Origin of the sequence: Bacillus sp. YKCMOAS1 (assembly GCF_030268125.1) — a bacterium.
In the GTDB taxonomy this organism is placed as follows: Bacteria; Bacillota; Bacilli; order Bacillales; family Bacillaceae; genus Bacillus; species Bacillus safensis.
In genome coordinates, this window is sequence record NZ_BSEI01000001.1 from 251,312 (window position 1) to 267,939 (window position 16,628).

The 16,628-nt window shown below is 41.1% G+C and carries 17 protein-coding genes, 1 other RNA gene and 1 pseudogene; 4 read left to right on the forward strand and 15 right to left on the reverse strand.

Going from position 1 to position 16,628, the window contains the following annotated elements; all coding sequences use genetic code 11:
* The first annotated feature begins 8 nt into the window (after positions 1–8).
* The gene (locus QSJ46_RS01355; RefSeq protein ID WP_039181414.1) at positions 9–947 is read left to right on the forward strand and encodes a metal ABC transporter substrate-binding protein; all 939 of its coding nucleotides are present in this window, start codon (positions 9–11) and stop codon (positions 945–947) included.
* A 37-nt stretch (positions 948–984) separates the two neighbouring features.
* Here the strand turns inward: QSJ46_RS01355 and QSJ46_RS01360 are convergent, their stop codons facing one another.
* Positions 985–1,533, reverse strand: a complete 549-nt coding sequence (locus QSJ46_RS01360; RefSeq protein ID WP_047202383.1) for a hypothetical protein — start codon at positions 1,531–1,533, stop codon at positions 985–987.
* Between the two features lie 88 nt (positions 1,534–1,621).
* Between QSJ46_RS01360 and QSJ46_RS01365 the strand changes: the two genes are divergently transcribed.
* Entirely contained in the window at positions 1,622–2,227 is a 606-nt protein-coding gene (locus QSJ46_RS01365; protein WP_047202382.1) for a TetR/AcrR family transcriptional regulator, read from the forward strand.
* 18 nt (positions 2,228–2,245) lie between these two features.
* Here QSJ46_RS01365 and QSJ46_RS01370 read toward each other — a convergent pair whose 3' ends face one another.
* The 10 genes from QSJ46_RS01370 to QSJ46_RS01415 form a co-directional block, all read right to left on the reverse strand.
* Positions 2,246–3,178 carry a response regulator gene (locus tag QSJ46_RS01370; RefSeq protein WP_034280916.1) on the reverse strand — a complete coding sequence of 311 codons (933 nt, stop codon included), beginning with the start codon at positions 3,176–3,178 and terminating at the stop codon, positions 2,246–2,248.
* Entirely contained in the window at positions 3,175–4,491 is a 1,317-nt protein-coding gene (locus QSJ46_RS01375) for a sensor histidine kinase (protein WP_047202381.1), read from the reverse strand. The genes QSJ46_RS01370 and QSJ46_RS01375 overlap by 4 nt, the downstream gene beginning before the upstream one ends.
* A gap of 116 nt (positions 4,492–4,607) precedes the next feature.
* Positions 4,608–6,053 (reverse strand): aspartate ammonia-lyase, encoded by a 1,446-nt coding sequence (gene aspA, locus QSJ46_RS01380; RefSeq protein ID WP_039181426.1) that lies wholly within the window; start codon positions 6,051–6,053, stop codon positions 4,608–4,610.
* Positions 6,054–6,071: 18 nt separating this feature from the next.
* On the reverse strand, positions 6,072–7,349 hold the full coding sequence (locus QSJ46_RS01385; RefSeq protein ID WP_039181428.1) for a cation:dicarboxylate symporter family transporter: 1,278 nt from the start codon (positions 7,347–7,349) through the stop codon (positions 6,072–6,074).
* Between the two features lie 175 nt (positions 7,350–7,524).
* On the reverse strand, positions 7,525–7,659 hold the full coding sequence (locus QSJ46_RS01390) for a hypothetical protein (RefSeq protein WP_258182560.1): 135 nt from the start codon (positions 7,657–7,659) through the stop codon (positions 7,525–7,527).
* A complete protein-coding gene (locus tag QSJ46_RS01395) occupies positions 7,656–10,091 on the reverse strand; it encodes a heavy metal translocating P-type ATPase (protein WP_285604174.1) in 2,436 nt (811 codons plus the stop codon). Before QSJ46_RS01395 ends, QSJ46_RS01390 begins: the two co-directional genes overlap by 4 nt.
* Before the next feature lie 80 nt (positions 10,092–10,171).
* Positions 10,172–10,378: a copper chaperone CopZ gene (copZ, locus tag QSJ46_RS01400; protein WP_024423475.1), complete on the reverse strand. Its 207-nt coding sequence runs from the start codon at positions 10,376–10,378 to the stop codon at positions 10,172–10,174.
* Between the two features lie 72 nt (positions 10,379–10,450).
* Positions 10,451–10,756, reverse strand: a complete 306-nt coding sequence (locus QSJ46_RS01405) for a metal-sensing transcriptional repressor (RefSeq protein WP_012011272.1) — start codon at positions 10,754–10,756, stop codon at positions 10,451–10,453.
* A 105-nt stretch (positions 10,757–10,861) separates the two neighbouring features.
* Positions 10,862–11,317: a DUF6376 family protein gene (locus QSJ46_RS01410; protein WP_285604175.1), complete on the reverse strand. Its 456-nt coding sequence runs from the start codon at positions 11,315–11,317 to the stop codon at positions 10,862–10,864.
* A gap of 256 nt (positions 11,318–11,573) precedes the next feature.
* Positions 11,574–13,175: a histidine kinase N-terminal 7TM domain-containing diguanylate cyclase gene (locus tag QSJ46_RS01415; RefSeq protein WP_224929504.1), complete on the reverse strand. Its 1,602-nt coding sequence runs from the start codon at positions 13,173–13,175 to the stop codon at positions 11,574–11,576.
* A gap of 239 nt (positions 13,176–13,414) precedes the next feature.
* Between QSJ46_RS01415 and QSJ46_RS01420 the strand changes: the two genes are divergently transcribed.
* Entirely contained in the window at positions 13,415–13,654 is a 240-nt protein-coding gene (locus QSJ46_RS01420) for a hypothetical protein (RefSeq protein WP_107163056.1), read from the forward strand.
* Between the two features lie 86 nt (positions 13,655–13,740).
* Here QSJ46_RS01420 and QSJ46_RS01425 read toward each other — a convergent pair whose 3' ends face one another.
* The 3 genes from QSJ46_RS01425 to QSJ46_RS01435 all read right to left on the reverse strand — a co-directional run bounded on the left by QSJ46_RS01425 (position 13,741) and on the right by QSJ46_RS01435 (position 15,529).
* Positions 13,741–14,310: a hypothetical protein gene (locus QSJ46_RS01425; RefSeq protein ID WP_047202775.1), complete on the reverse strand. Its 570-nt coding sequence runs from the start codon at positions 14,308–14,310 to the stop codon at positions 13,741–13,743.
* Between the two features lie 7 nt (positions 14,311–14,317).
* Positions 14,318–14,842 carry a hypothetical protein gene (locus QSJ46_RS01430; protein WP_224929506.1) on the reverse strand — a complete coding sequence of 175 codons (525 nt, stop codon included), beginning with the start codon at positions 14,840–14,842 and terminating at the stop codon, positions 14,318–14,320.
* 483 nt (positions 14,843–15,325) lie between these two features.
* Complete coding sequence (locus QSJ46_RS01435; RefSeq protein WP_039181453.1) at positions 15,326–15,529, reverse strand: hypothetical protein; 204 nt, start codon at positions 15,527–15,529, stop codon at positions 15,326–15,328.
* Positions 15,530–15,956: 427 nt separating this feature from the next.
* Between QSJ46_RS01435 and QSJ46_RS01440 the strand changes: the two are divergent.
* Positions 15,957–16,104, forward strand: a pseudogene (locus QSJ46_RS01440) (site-specific integrase); the annotation flags it as partial.
* A gap of 73 nt (positions 16,105–16,177) precedes the next feature.
* Here the strand turns inward: QSJ46_RS01440 and ssrA are convergent.
* Positions 16,178–16,540, reverse strand: a transfer-messenger RNA (tmRNA) gene (gene ssrA, locus QSJ46_RS01445).
* Positions 16,541–16,628: the final 88 nt, after the last annotated feature.

Here is a 16,628-nt window from a genome sequence, read left to right on the forward strand (position 1 = left end):
GGACATATATGAAGAAGGTATTTGCAATCCGTTTGACCGCAGTATTCATTGCCCTTATGATCATCGCAGGCTGTTCGACCCAGCAAAGTAATTCCGGTAAAGATGACGGCACATTAAAAGTTGTCACGACCTACTCCATTCTTTATGACATTGTGAAGGAAGTAGGCGGGCAGCATGTCTCTATTCACAGCATTGTTCCCATTGGTACAGACCCACACGAATTTGACCCACTGCCAAAGGATGTTCAATATACGACGGATGCAGACCTTGTTCTATATAATGGCTTGAACCTTGAAACAGGAAACGGCTGGTTTCAAAAGCTGCTTGAATCGAGCGGCAAGGACGGGGATGATGCACCTGTAGCCGAGCTGAGTAAAGGCGTCAAAGTGAAGCATTTGTCTTCAAAAGGGCTCGAAAGCCAGCAGGACCCCCACGCATGGCTGAATGTTGAAAATGGGATCCTTTATGCCCAAAATGCTCGAGATGCGCTCATTCAAGCGGACCCTGAGCATAAAGAGGATTACGAAAAAAATGCAGAAGCCTATATCAAAAAGCTTCAAGCGCTTCACGATGAAGCAAAAGACAAGTTTGATCAGCTGCCAAAAGACAAAAAGCTCCTTGTCACAAGTGAAGGAGCATTCAAGTATTTTGCAGAGGCGTATGGACTGAAAGCCGGCTACATTTGGGAGATCAACACAGAAAGTGAAGGAACACCAGGACAAATGAAGCGCATCATTCATTTTGTAAAAGATCATCAAGTTCCTGCTCTCTTTCTTGAAACAAGTGTTGATAAACGAAGCCTTGAAAGCCTCTCTGAGGAAACCGGGGTTCCAATCAAAGGGAAAGTCTTCACTGACTCTATTGGAAAAAAAGGTGAAGATGGAGACAGCTACTATAAGATGATGAAATGGAATATTGACACCATTTACAAAGGGTTGTCATCATAAGGAAAGACAGGTGGAGTGAATCCGCCTGTCTTTTTTGTCAGCCTGCTATATTTTCTGGGTGTTTTTTCGGCCAAATGACGTAGCTGATGCTAATGACAAAATCAATGGCTAAGATCATTCCCCATGTATTGACAAGCTGCGTCAGCGCTTCCGTCCGCTCTGGTGCTTGGATGAGATAGGTCAAACCATATAACAGCCCCGCTCCGATGACATAAGAAATGACATGCCGAGCCCAGCCGACCATTTCATACATAGACCGCTCTTTACCGTACTTTGGTTTTCCCTTTGGCTTAGGGCCTCCTGCAAAACGATAAGCAAACTTAGCATCTGCCCATTTCACCATTTGATGTCCAAAGGCCAGACTCACACCAATATAAACAGCCGCAAGCCCGTGGATGAAAGTCGCCACAGCACCCTGTCTTAAATCTATATAAGTAGCCGCAAGAAGGATGAGATCTAAAACCGGCGTACAGACAAGAAAGAAAGCACCCCACTTTTTCTGTTTAAACACATAACGAAGCGTTAAACCCATTAAAATAAACAGCCAAAAACCAATTTCACATGCCACAATCAATAACCCGACCAATTTCCCCACATCCTTTTTAATACAATTGTATTAAATAAAAAATAACACAGATGTGTTAAAAAAACAACAGCTATGCTAAAATCAATGTATGCCAAAAATCGTCGATCACCATAAACAAAAACAAAAGGTCGCTCAAGCTGCAATGAGAGTGATTAAACAAGAGGGATTGGAAAGCGCTTCTGTACGAAAAATAGCAGTAGAAGCTGGAATTTCAGCCGGCTCTATGCGTCATTATTTTTCCACACAGCAAGAGTTGTTTATATTCTCCATGAATTTAATTCAGGAAAGAGTCAAGGAGCGGATTACAGGGCTTCCATTAAACGGTTCAACGGAGGAAAATGTCATCACTTTATTGGAGCAAGTTCTTCCACTTGATGAAGAACGAAAATTTGAAATGGAGGTGTGGCAGGCTTTTTCAGTCAAGGCACTGACTGAACCAGATCTACAGCCGCTCAATGCAAAGATGTATGACGAACTTTTCCAAACCGCCCAATATTGTTTAATGAAATTGAAAGAGGATGGGCTGCTGCTAGATGATATCGATCTTTTATTAGAAACTGAGCGGCTTTATGCGGTTATCAATGGGCTTGCATTGAATGGAATTGTACAGCCTCATCGGTTACCTCCTCAGCTCATACGCTCCGTGCTGCAAATGCACCTGCAATCCATCACAAAAAAAGACATGTCTCCCTAATTGGAGAGCATGTCTTTTTTAATCTTCCATAAAAATACGTTTTGCTTCGTAGTAAAGCACCTGCACAAATTTCTTCACATTGATACGGGTGTGTTCTTCTCTTCCGCTCATCTCTTTCGTCAATTCACTCATTTTCTTTCGCACGATGGTGAAATCGAAAAATTTTGATGCGTAATTTTCAAATGTTGGATGGGAAAAATCGGTTAGCCCAAGTGATGCGATGTGTTTCAATGATTGGTTGATCGCACGTCTTACCCGCTGTTCGGCTGCCTTTGCTTCTCTTGCGATGTCTGCCGATGTGTATGGCTCACTTAATTTATCCTCCGTAATCCCAGTGAAAATGATCTTTAAAGAAGGAAAGGAATCGTGATGATCAGCATGCAGCGCTAAATACTGGTCTGTAAACAGGATCATATCTAATAAATCTTTAGACCCCTTCTCACCAACAATACCAAGCTCCGCCAGCAAAAACTGCCCTGCCTCTGCAAGACTTTTCCCCCGCTGCTTCGTTTTCGTCTGACCGCGCTGCTGAAATTGCATGACCGATTTAAGTGAGTGCTGAATATTTTCAATTGAATGCTCTAAATGAAGACGTTCAATCATGAGATGGAGGACGCTTAAGACCTCTACACGATTGATCGGCTTTGTCACATAATACTCGACGCCAAGCGTATACGCCTGTCCGATTAATTCCTTTGTTTCAACCTGTGACAGCATTAAATATTTCCCGTGAAACTCATCCTTGATTGCTCGAATCGTTTCAAGCCCGTCTCTTTCCGGCATCAATAAATCAATACATAAAATATCAATGTGCAAATCATTTAAGTAGCTGGCTGTTAACTCTGCGCCATCCTCTGCTTCTCCGGCCACAATACCAAGCTCTTCATCTTCAATGAGCTGAGCCAGTGAAGAACGAACGGCTTCATCATCATCAACAATAAAAAATCTCATCTCCCAATCCCCTCTTTTCTACTGACTTGATCTACTGGTATCGTTAATGTGAAAATCGTTTGCTTATTTGGGATACTCTTCATCTCAACACTTCCGCCAAGCTTCTCCGCTGTATCCTTTACATACGCAAGCCCGATACCGCTCGATGGATTCCCAACCTGGTCGTATTTTAAAGTGAAACCCGGTTTAAAAATAACATGATGATTACGTTCTTTTATGCCAGGCCCGTTGTCGCTGATTTGAAAAATCACCTGGTTCTCTTTCTGTGAAATAGAAAGTGACACTTCTCCATCTACAGGAATGGCTTCAACAGCGTTGGATACGATGTTATTTAACAAAGATAGAATGGTATACACGTGATAGGCGGGGTGTTGCCCATCTTCATCATAATGAAAGACAATGTTTTTTTTAAGAGATTCAGCATAATTTTCATGAATGCGAATGACAAGCCCAGCGATATGAGAAGGACTCTCATAAGCCTGGAAATTTTCCTCATGAATCAGCTTTGATAAGGCAGAAAAAATCCGCTGGTTATCTTTTTTGATTTCATGCACCTCTCCTGCAATTTGCAAGGCGGTTTTACCGAGCTTTTTCAAATCCAATGATTCCGCATCCTTTGCGTGGTGAAGAGATTGATACAATTGATAGGATGTAGCCGTAATGTGCTCAGCATGTGCAAGTGTTTTATGAAAATATGTAGATTCCGTGTAAAGGTTGGACAGGAGCATCAGCAGATGTTCCTTTTCCTTTTTCATCTGACGCTCTCTCGCCTGCTCTTCATATAAGCGAATCATTGTATAACAAGCCAACACGAAAAAGCTTCTGAAAATCGCCAAAACAAATAGTTGAAACAGCGTCCGCACCGTTAAAATTTCATCCATGGTGCCTCGAAGTGCGATGATCTCAACAATGCTTGCGCACAGCTCCATGATGATGCCTGTTGCTCCAATCAGCCAAGGCTGATCACGGAAACGTCTGACCTTCAATAAATAAAAGAGTGTGCCATAGACAACATAATAAAGCAAGGAAGGAAATCTTAATGAAACCGCCTCTTCCAGCGGAAGATGCCCTGTCACGGCTGTATCAAGCAGCACGCGAAACGCAAAAACAGATATCCCAGCGATGATGCCGCTTGCCCATGCAGGGAATCTTTTCATTTGAAGCAGGATAAAGAAAAAGACAACGGTTCCAAAGCTGACCCGAAAGCTGTCCTCAAATGGATAAAATTTAAACTCTCCGCCAATCGGCGTCAGTACAATGAGCAGCACAATTAAATAAGGCTCTGTATTCAGCCATTTTTTCAGTAGATTCAAACGCAGTCACATCCCTAATAATTGACGATAGTATACTATGTGAGCTTAAGAAAAACAAACCTTCATGAAAAAACGCACACCGGAACTTTGCCGGTGTGCGCTTCTCATGATGCCGCTTAATCTTCTAAACGATCTTTTTCTAAAAGTGATGCGCCAGCAATACCTGGTTTTGTCATTTCAAAAGGATTTAAGATGACATCAAGCTCTTCCTCTGTTAACACATCATTTTGCAGACAAAGCTCACGTACAGATGCGCCTGTAAGGATGGCTTCTCTTGCAATTCGTGCAGCCGCTTCATAACCAATATGCGGGTTCACCGCCGTCATGACACCGGCACTCTTTTCTACATATTCTTTTAATCTAGATTCATCTGCTTTTAGGTCACGCAAGCAGTTGTCCACGAAGGACTCGAATACATTTTTCATCATGCTGAGAGATTGAAGCAGGTTGAACACCAACACTGGTTCCATAACGTTCAGTTCAAGCTGGCCAGCCTCTGATGCAAGACAGATTGTGTGATCGTTCCCAATGACTTGGAAAGCCACTTGGTTCATGACCTCAGGCATAACTGGGTTGACTTTCCCTGGCATGATAGATGAACCTGGCTGTCTCGGCGGCAAGTGAAGCTCACCAAAGCCTGCTCTTGGACCAGAAGCCATCAGACGAATATCGTTCGCCATTTTGGACATATTCATCATACATACTTTAAGCGCAGCAGATACTTCTGTATAAGCATCTGTATTTTGCGTTGCATCGACTAAGTCTTCAGCACCAACTAACGGTAATCCGCTAATATCAGATAGATAGCCAACCACTTGGCGAATATATTTAGGATCTGCATTCAATCCAGTTCCGACTGCTGTTGCACCCATATTGACTTCATATAAATGCTGTCTAGACTGCTTGATACGTTTAATATCACGAGCAAGAACTTTTGCATACGCACTAAACTCTTGTCCAAGTCTGATTGGAACAGCGTCCTGAAGATGCGTACGTCCCATTTTGATGACATGATCGAATTCCTGCGCTTTTTCGGTCATGACTTGATGCATGTTTTCCATCGTATAAAGTAGTTTTTCAATCATATTCAATGTTGAAATATGAATCGCTGTTGGGAAAACGTCGTTTGTTGACTGCGACATGTTCACATGCGTGTTTGGACTTAGCTCAGTATAAGCGCCTTTTTCCTTTCCTAGTAGTTCAAGCGCTCTGTTTGCAATGACTTCATTGGCATTCATATTCATTGAAGTGCCAGCCCCGCCTTGAATTGGATCGACAATAAATTGATTGTTCCATTTTCCTTCGATGACCTCATCTGCGGCTTCAACAATTTTTTCTCCAAGGCCAGAATATAGTCGCTGTGTATCCATATTTGCAAGTGCGGCTGCCTTTTTGACAATCCCTAATGCTTTGATGAGTTCCTCATGAATACGGTAGCCTGTAATTGGAAAGTTCTCCACTGCACGTAATGTTTGAATTCCATAATATGCTTGAGTGTCTACTTCCTTTTCACCTAGAAAGTCTCGTTCGATTCGAACTTGCTTGTCCTGTAGCTTCGTCATTTGAAAAGATCTCCTTTTTTACGCTGCTTTTGTTTGTTGTTTCAATTCCTCAATATACTTCTTCGATTTCTCTTGATCAAATACTTTTTCCCACTTAGACATGACAATGGCTGCAAGTGAGTTACCAAATACGTTCACTGTTGTACGAACCATGTCAAGAAGTCGGTCGATCCCAACGATGAAGGCAAGTCCTTCAAGCGGCAGTCCCATAGCACCAAGAGTTGTGATGACAACAACGATCGATGCACCTGGTACACCAGCCATTCCTTTAGATGTCAGCATTAAAATTAATAGTAACGTAATTTGCTCATAGATGGAAAGCGGCATGCCGTACATTTGTGCAACAAATATCGCAGCAATGGATTGATAGATGGCACTTCCATCTAGGTTAAAGGTATAGCCTGTTGGAATAACGAACGACGTGATCGCTTTCGGGCAGCCGAACTTCTCCATTTTGTCCATTAATCTAGGCAGTACAGCTTCTGAACTTGCTGTTGAGAATGCAAGAATGATTTCTTCTTTTAATACTCTAAATAGTGTAAAGACGCTTGTTCCAGCCATTTTAGCAATAATGCCAAGTACAACAATGACGAAGAATGCCATTGTACCGTAAACGACAAGTACCAGTTTACCTAGCGGGAGAAGCGCTCCGACCCCGAATTTGATCACCGTCACACTGATGAGCGCGAATACACCAAATGGTGCAAACTTCATCACTTTATTGGTCACCCAGAACATGGCTTCGAGTATACCCTCAAAGAATCCTAATACTGGTTTTCCTTTGTCTCCTACTGCGGCAATTCCTAATCCGAATAAGACTGTAAAGAAGATGGTTGGTAATAGATCACCTTCTGCAATAGATTGGAAAACGTTTGTTGGTACAAGATGAACCAACGTTTCAGAGAAAGTCGCTTTTTCAGAAGAAGCCTTAGATGTCTCTTCATATTTAGAGATATCGCCTTTCTCCATGTTGCTCATGTCAATTCCTGTACCAGGATGGAAGACGTTTGCTGCAAGCAGTCCAACTGCTAATGCAATCGTTGTCACAATCTCGAAGTAAAGAATTGTTTTTCCGCCGAGTCTTCCGATCGTTTTCATATCCCCTACACCTGCAACTGCTACAATCAATGCAGCAATAACAATTGGAAGAACGATCATTTTAATTAAATGGATGAATATATCGCCAATCGGCGTTAACACATTAATAACGGTTTCATTTTGATAAAACAGCGCTCCCACGACAACACCCAGAACAAGTGCAATGAGTATTTGAGAAGCTAACCCTAACTTTTTCATACGTGAACCCCCTTTTTTTGATAACGCTTTCTTTGTTGCTTAATCGCATCTTAACGACGAACCTACAAAAAACGACAAAAAGGAACAAAAAGAAGTGAATTTTTTATGAAAAATCTTTAAAAAGGTGGGTTTTTCCACAATATTGTTAAAAAAAGACTTCGCTTTTGGCGAAGTCTTAATGATTTTGCATCTGTTCACTTGGTGTATCTTGTTGTGTAGAAAATCTATCGTACATCGCATATCCAATGAGGACAAGAACAACATAGAACAATGCACTAATCGTCCAAACCCATTTGACATTCAGCTTCATTCTGCCACTCCTTCTCTGACTGGCTTCAATCGCTGCAATCTGAGCGCATTCAACACAACGGACACGGAGCTAAAGGCCATTGCCGCTCCTGCAAGCCATGGCGCAAGGAAACCAAATGCAGCGATCGGTATCCCAATACAGTTATAGGCAAGCGCCCAAAATAAATTTTGCTTAATGTTTCTCATTGTTTTTTGACTAAATTCCAGCGCATCTGCAATCGCATGGAGATCCCCCGTCATAAGCGTAATATCTGCTGCTTCCATGGCAACGTCTGTCCCTGTTCCCACAGCCATCCCAATATTCGCTGTTGCAAGAGCTGGGGCATCATTGATACCGTCTCCGACCATAGCGACTTTTTTTCCTTGTTTCTGAAGCGCTGCAATATGAGCCGCTTTTTCTTCAGGCAGCACTTCAGCAATGACATGATCAATGCCCGCCTGTTTCGCAATCGCCTCTGCTGTTAGTTTATTATCACCTGTCATCATCACAACATGAATCCCCTGCTCTTTCAGACGAGCGATGGCTTGAGGAGAGGATGATTTGATCGTATCTGCGACCGCGACAATGCCAGCGACTTCGCCGTCAATCGCGACAAGCATAGCCGTTTTTCCTTGCTCCTCCAGCGTTGTGACGGATGATTCGACTTGCTCATATGGGATATGATGTTTCTGTAATAGCTTACGCGTTCCAATCAAAAGCTTGTGTCCTGCTGCCTTTGCTTCAATTCCATGACCTGGATCTGCTTGGAATGCTTCAACCTCGACCGCTTCAAGACCTTGTTCCTTCATACCGTCTGTGATCGCCCTGGCAAGCGGGTGTTCCGACTGCTGTTCTGCCGATCCTGCTAGCTGCAGCAGCGTATCTTCTGTCCAACTGGCATATGCCAGCACATCTGTCAGACTTGGCTCTCCTTTTGTCACAGTACCTGTTTTATCTAACACCACCGTGTCGAGTGATTGAGTCACTTCTAAATGCTCTCCGCCTTTAAACAGAATGCCTGATTCAGCCGCACGGCCGCTGCCAGCCATAATAGAGGTAGGTGTAGCAAGTCCGAGCGCACATGGACATGCGATAACAATGACGGCTATAAAGGTTTCAAGTGCTGACGTCACATTCCCAGGGTCGACAAAGAAAAACCATATGAGGAATGTGAGCACAGCAATTCCTACAACGATGGGAACAAATATCCCTGATATTTGATCTGCCATTCTTTGAATCGGTGCTTTTGAGCCCTGCGCTTGTTCTACGACTCGGATAATCTGGGCAAGCGCCGTCTCTTTTCCGACTTTTGTCGCTTTTATTTTGATAAATCCATTTTTATTCATCGTTGCCCCGATGACCATATCTCCTGTTGTTTTATCGATAGGCAGACTTTCTCCTGTAATCATGGACTCATCTATTGCGGTTGTCCCCTCTATGATCTCTCCATCTACCGGCACTTTTTCCCCGGGTTTGACAAACACAAGATCATTCACTTTCACGTCAGAAATAGGCACAGTCATCTGTTTGCCATCTCGCTCGATAACTGCTTCTTTCGCTTGTAAGCCCATCAGCTTTTGAATCGCTTCTGATGATCTTCCTTTTGCTCTTGCTTCCATTAATTTTCCGAGCACGATCAATGTAATGAGGACAGCACTTGTTTCATAATAGAGGGCTGCCTCATGTGTGCCTCGAATCGCTGACTCGATGCTTTCATATAAACTATAGAAAAACGCGGCAGATGTCCCAAGTGCGACAAGAACATCCATATTGGCGCTTTTGTTTCTTAAAGCCTTATACGCGCCTACATAAAATGGCCAGCCGACAATAAACTGCACAGGCGCTGCTAACGCCAGCTGAACCCATGGATTCATGAACGCTTCAGGCAGCCATATAAAGGATGTGAAAGAAAAATGACTGACCATTGCCCAAAGAAGCGGCAGTGACAAAATCATTGAGAATAAAAAGCGTGCCGTCTGCTTCTCTATTGCTGCTTGGCGGTGATCTTTCTTTCCTTCCTCTGCTTGATCTACGGCTGGTTCAATTAAAGAATACCCTATAGACTGCACTGCATTTTTTATATCATTTGTAGACATTTGGCCCGGATGATATGTGACCTGAAGTGTCTCAAGCGCAAAGTTTACAGACCCGTGATCGACACCGTCCATTCGGTTAATTTTTTTCTCGATTCGGTTTGCACAAGCCGCACACGTCATTCCCTCGATATCAAATTCTGCTTGCTCCATCACCACATCATAGCCAAGAGATTGAACTTTTCGCTTCAAATCATCTGGTGTTAACTGCTCTGATTCGTAGATGATATGGGAAGTTTCAAGCGCCAAATTCACACTGGCATCCTCCACACCTTCCAGCCTGTTCAATCCCTTTTCGATGCGGCCTGCACAGGCAGCACAAGTCATCCCCGTAATTTGAAAATCAATTTCCTTTTTCATTGATCTCACCTCTCCACATACTCCATGGGGGTATTATTTTTTGAAAAAAAGACGTGCTGTCATGCAGCACGTATGTTCATTTATACGACATCATATCCCTGTTCTTCAATCACATCAGAGATACGGTGTAACGTGACTTGATCCGGGTGAAATGAAACCTCCACCTGTCCTTTGTCTAAATGGACTTTTACAGATTCAACACCTGCTAATTCTCCTACATTTCCTTCGACTGCTTTCACGCAATGTCCGCAAGACATGCCCTGCACTTGAAGTGTTGCTTGTTCCACTTCTCATCGCCTCCATCAATCATTTTCTACAACTTACTATACCCTAGTAGGGTATCAATGTAAACATAAATGCTACGATTTTGTTAGTTTCGTAAAGACCGTCATTAACTCTTCAATGGCTTCATCCCCATTGCCGCTCTTGATAGCATCTGCTACGCAATGATGTGTATGCTTTTCCATCAAATGCAGACTGACTTTTTTCAAAGCCGCATTGACTGCGGAAATTTGATTCACAACATCTATACAGTAACGATCGTTTTCAATCATTTGTTGAATCCCGCGAACTTGTCCTTCCACTCGTTTCAAGCGATTGATCAATTGGTCTTTTTCCTTCTCGGCTCTTGGCGAAGCCATATGTCGTTCTTCATGTTCTGTCATGTGATCACCTTTTTCTATTATGACTTGTCATTACCTAAATTAAAGCATATCTCCACCGGAAAAGGCAAAGATATGCTGAGCATCGCATATAAAGCTATGTTTGTCCTAATTTGTTAATTGTTCGATATCCTGCAAAAGATTGACGGATTGTTGAAGCTGTTTCATCAATCCCTGCTGATCCTCCAGTATGGAGGCAGCATCAATATCGCCTGCTTTCAATTGCTGTAAATACGTTTGGATTTCCTCTGACAGCACTTTATTTTTTTCAATGATTTGTGCATGCAGGTCTTCTGCCATTTTTGGCGCTGTGACTTCATTAAAATCTTGAATATCTGACTTCAATGATTCAAGCTGCTGCGTTAATTCTGCTTTTTTGGCGGCATTTTGCACAGCTTCTTCAGCGAGTTTTGGAAAGTCCTCTGTAAATTGTTGAATGTCTGTCACATAGTCATTTGCCTCAGTGACATATGTCGTTGTATCGTTGACCTGATCAAGCAAGCCGGAGCACCCGCTTAATACAAGCGTTGCGGAAAATAGGAAAGCCAGCACATATTTTTTCAAGATCGATCATCCTTTCATCTATAGGATTAAAAGCATCATTTGTTCCGCTTCTCTATCACACAGATGCAAAAAGACCTTAAAAATAGCCAGACCTTTGCCTCATGTGTGATAGGCAAAGGTCTGGCTAACATTGTTCATGCCGGAATGGCCGAGAAACAACGAATGTTTCTGTAATGACGACCAGACCGTAAAAGCTACTCCCCTTTAGGAAACCGTTCAAATGTTATGTTTATCATATCGAATGTCGGGACAACAGTCAATTCGGGAGATCCTGCTCTTGATACAGCACATGACCCTTTCCAGTTGATGCATAAATCCGGTTCCGTCCTTGGCGTTTTGACATATACAAGGCCTGATCCGCTTCAAATAGAAGTGTTTCTAATACACAAGGATCATTGGCTGTATGAGCAATTCCAAAGCTCGCTGTCACTCGCACTTTTTCCTCATCATTCGTAAAGAAACTCGCTTCAAACGAATGTCTTATTTGTTCCGCGATATGACATGCCTCTTTAAATGACTGATGCGGCAGACAAATGGCAAACTCTTCTCCCCCATATCGTCCAAATAAATCATCCATTTGTAAATGCTCCTGACAAATAGAGACAACATGACGCAGCGCTTCATCTCCAATATGATGTCCGTGTGTGTCATTAATTTGTTTAAAGAAATCAATATCAAACAGCATAACCGCCGTATCCTGTACATCCTCTTCCAAAATCAGCTGCGTTCGTTCGATGAAAGAAGAACGATTGAAAATATTCGTCAAACCATCGATATACGCACGACGTTCCAGCTCTTCCTGCAGCAAACGCTGCTCTGTTACATCACTGATCACTATTTGCCTGCCCTCGATCTCTCCTCTTTTATTAAATAGAGACGAAGCGGTCAGATGATAATAGCAGGACTGGTCTTTTTCCTTTTTCCACATTAGATCATATTGCGAATGATCCTGCGGAGAGCGCAGCCACTGAATGAACGCTGAATCTTTGATGATTCCTGAGAAAATATCGTCGACTTTATAGCCAATCCCCTTTTTATTCGCAAGTGTCGGAATGATCGATGCTGCAGCGGGGTTGTAATCAATGAGTGTCCGATATCGATCTAAAATCAGAACCCCTTCAGACATATGCTCAAACACACGCTCCATTGCAATGGGAGAGATTTTAAAAAGCTGGAACGACATAATCGCCCATAAATAGAGTGCGTTAGTCAAAAACATCACCACAGGGACCGGATCAATATGAAAAGGAGTGACACCTAATAAATAGATAAAAGAAGTCATAATGGGTAATAACATTCCCACTAACAGTATCAGAATCTGCTTTAAATATTCTTTTTTTGTGACACGTAAAAACCAAACCAGCATAAAAATAGCGAGCATCGAACAGCCAAACGTATAAACGCCATGGATGATATACCAATAGCCAATCGTAAAATCAGCCAATAAAAAACCATCTACTGGATTTATCGTGATGTCTCGATAAAAGAGCGAATGTAAAGAGTTGGTGAACACTAAAATGGTTGTGAGAGTTGGAATCAATAAGATGAGAAGCACGCGGCGCTTTGTGAAATATTGATGGAATCCCGTAAATTGCAGCACAATCAGCAGACTGAGCGGTGCGATAAACGGAAGACCTATGTATTGAAAACAAACCCAGAACATGATTTCTCCAGGGGTACGAGCCAATAATTCAAACGTATGCCCAAAGATATAAATCGCAGTTGCTCCAGACATGTACATAAACAATTGACAGCCAATATACCGATGGCGGTTTGCATGAGCAATGATTGATAATATCACGGACAGAATGCCAGAAACACTCATGATCACAATAAAATGTAAAACAATCGAATCCATGTAAACGCCCCAATTTCAGTCATTTAGAACTAGTCTAATCTTACTATATATGAGGAAGTCTCAAATGGGAAGATGTGATTTTGAATTGATTGGAGGTTTTTTGTAAAATTTCAGGCGTTACCTGTTCGTGCCCCCTCATTTTTTCACTACTTTTTGCTTAAATTGAGGGAGAAGTATGTTGCGCCAAGAAAAATATATGTACAATGTGGGGATCAATGGAGAGGAGACTCGAAAGCAATATGACTTTTTGGATGATCATGATGGGGCTGTTTCTGCTGATTCTTTTGGAAAAACCGTTTGAAAAGAGAAGTTCTGGATTGTTATTTTTGATCAGTTACTTGCTGCTGATTGCGATTTATGTGATTCAGACAACATTTGTGGAACTTGTGTCAGATGAATTTTTGATGATGTTTGCGGTGGTTGTCGTTTTTCCTTTGTTTGTTCAGTTGGTGGTATCTTCTTTGAGAAACCGTACATAAGAAAAGAGATGCCAGATCTGGCATCTCTTTTTCTGCTGTGAATCAAGTTTGGTGTATCTCCCTTATTTCAGCATCATTTTTTAAAATCAAGATTTTGATTTGTCCTTTGGTGTATCTTTAGCTTTCTCATCTTCAATTTTACTAATTTCTGTTTTTGCATGATCCATTTCTTCTAATGCTTTCTTCATTCTAGCATTTATGAAATTTAAATCATCATCAACGACCTTATCTTGTTTTGTAACCTTTAAGATATCTTTTAAAAGCGGTTCGAATTTGTCATCTGTTTTTACTAAGTAACTATTTACTTCTTTATAGGTATCAGGAACTTTGTTTTCTTTTTCTTTGGCTTCGCTAAGTAATTCACGCATGCTATTGATTTCCTTTTCAAGGTCACTAGCCCACTCTTTATCATAAACCTCATCCATTGGGACTAATGTTAAGATAAATGTCATAAGTCTATCTTCAAAACGTTTTAGATACCCTTTATACCATGATGCATATTCTTTATCGGTCATCTTTTCAATTTTTTCTTGTTTTGCCTGCGCTTTATTTGACGATGAACCGTTTGCTGTTTCATTTTTACCGCATGCTGTGCTCATCATCAATGTAAATACTAGAATAAATACTGAAATCATTGTCCTTTTATTTGTCTTCATGTGTGAATTACTCCTTATCCTTTGAGACTTTTTCTACTTCTTCATCTGCTTTGGCTGTTTGATCGTATGCTTTGTCGAGTCTTTTCGAAATGTTATCCAGTGATTCAAGATCAAGATTTTCAAGTGCTTTCGGTGTTTCTTCTACGGCATATTGATATCCTTTGTTTGCTTTTAGCAAATACTCATGTGCTTTTTTATAAGCACCAGGAACGTTTTTCTTTTCATTGCCCTCATCAATGACTTTTTGTACATCAAAAAGTGACTTCTCGACAGATCCAAGCCATTCATCATTACCTGCATCAATGGCCACCATCTTTTTAGCAAACACGAGCATTGTGTCTTCGATATCACTTCTGTAGTTCTCATACCACTCGGCATATTCTTTTTCTGCTTTTTGGTTGCTGCACGCTGTACCGAATACCATCAGCACAGCAAGCATGATCATCATTGCGACTAGTGATTTAGTCTTTACTTTGTTCACTAAGATAAACTCCTTCTGCATTCCTGCTGTTTTTTCAAGCTTTAATTTCAATAAAATTGCCACTTGTATATGGTGTAACATTCCTACATTTCATCGGTTAAATAGTGGTTATATTTAGCTATTCATTCAATTTATTAGTAAATACATCCTCATTTGGCTTTTCTGTTAAAAAATTATAAAAAGGATAAAAAAAAGACGCTATCATTAGCGTCTTCTTGTATTTAATCTCAATTTTCATGATGCCAGCCCCACATCAAGGGCTTTCAAACCCTTGATACGACTGCATGCTGCAAAGGATGATGATACAATCAATCAGATAGCTGTATTTTGGAAAGCTCCTTATATAGATGAAGAGGAAACAGTGGCTAAATTCTTGAACGAACGTTCGGTGGGAACAAATGAAAATTACCGATAAAGTATCTTCTTTAATATGACCCTTCAAGTTGAAGGGTTTTTATTATCTTTTTGTAGAAGGGTACGACGTGACGGATCTTGATAAAGAGAAGCATACATAATCAGACATACATCGACATATTACGCCCACAAGTTTAAAGATAAAAATGAGAGAAAATAAATTACCATGCCTAACATTACAAAAAATTTAAGGAAATTTTCGTACTTTGTGAGAGGTCGCTCTTTTTTTGTTTTGATTAGTTTCCAATAAAGAGCGTATCCAGAGAAGAAAAGAATTAATTGACCAAGTCTTGAAGCGTCCTCTAATATATCTATTCCATTCATTATAGTTCACCTCCCAAATCACAGAAAAATCAAACATTCTACACATCTATTTTTCATGTATATCCAAGGTAATTTCAATTCATTATCTCAAATTTCCTTTCACCTTCCAACATTTATGTAAAAATAAGTAATAAGAAGAATTAGACAAGATAGATGTATCCCTCCTTTCTTTAAATGTTTTTTTGATATTCCAAAAATACGAATGATAAATAGGTGGACTTGAAGTAAAGAATTAACACAAAAAAGCTCCTCCAAAAAAATGGAGGAGTTCTCAATTTACTTTTGTTTTACCTTAACATATTTTAATGAAGCAGTGATGTATAATCCTGATTTAATTTTATACATTTTCGATCCGTTAACGGTCACCTAATCAAGCGTAAATGCTTCACCAAGCTTTATTTCTTTGTGTTTCATAAAACATGCCTAATATTTAATAAATAAAAATTGCAATCCTTTTGTGCTAACCAATCGTTTTATGGCACTCAGATGTTGCAGAAACACTAAAAAATTATAGCCACATATACCCTTCCAAACAAAAGGAAGTTGTAGCTTTTATGAAAGAAGAAGTTTTCTAAAATGTTGCCAGAATGATGCCAGCCCCACATCAAGGGCTTTCAAACCCTTGATACGACTGCATTCTAAAAGTTTTGATGGAGACGGTGGGAGTCGAACCCACGTCCAGAGACATCGATTACTTAAGCGTCTACGAGCGTAGTCAACATATTTTGTGTTCACTCATCCTCATGCCTGCTGACGGGCGCTTGGAGAGCTAGTCTGATGGATCTCTTCTTACGTCCTCAGACGGAAACGTAAGCGTAGCCTACTTCATTGGGCTCCTCACAGACACATAGGCGATGTCAGGAAGAGCTCGCTGCGCTTATTAGGCAGCTAGTGCTAAGTTTTGGTTAAAACTTTTAGTTTTGCCAGTTACATTTAAGTGCGTGTTAACGAGATCGCCTCTCGGCTCGCAGCCTAAGCTCGAACCATCCCTGTCGAATCCGTAACGTCCCCTTGTAAAAGGGATATACGGGATGGAAGTTCAGCTTAACTGCTTCCGTATATAACTATTATAACAATCTTATCGCTCGAAACAACTGGT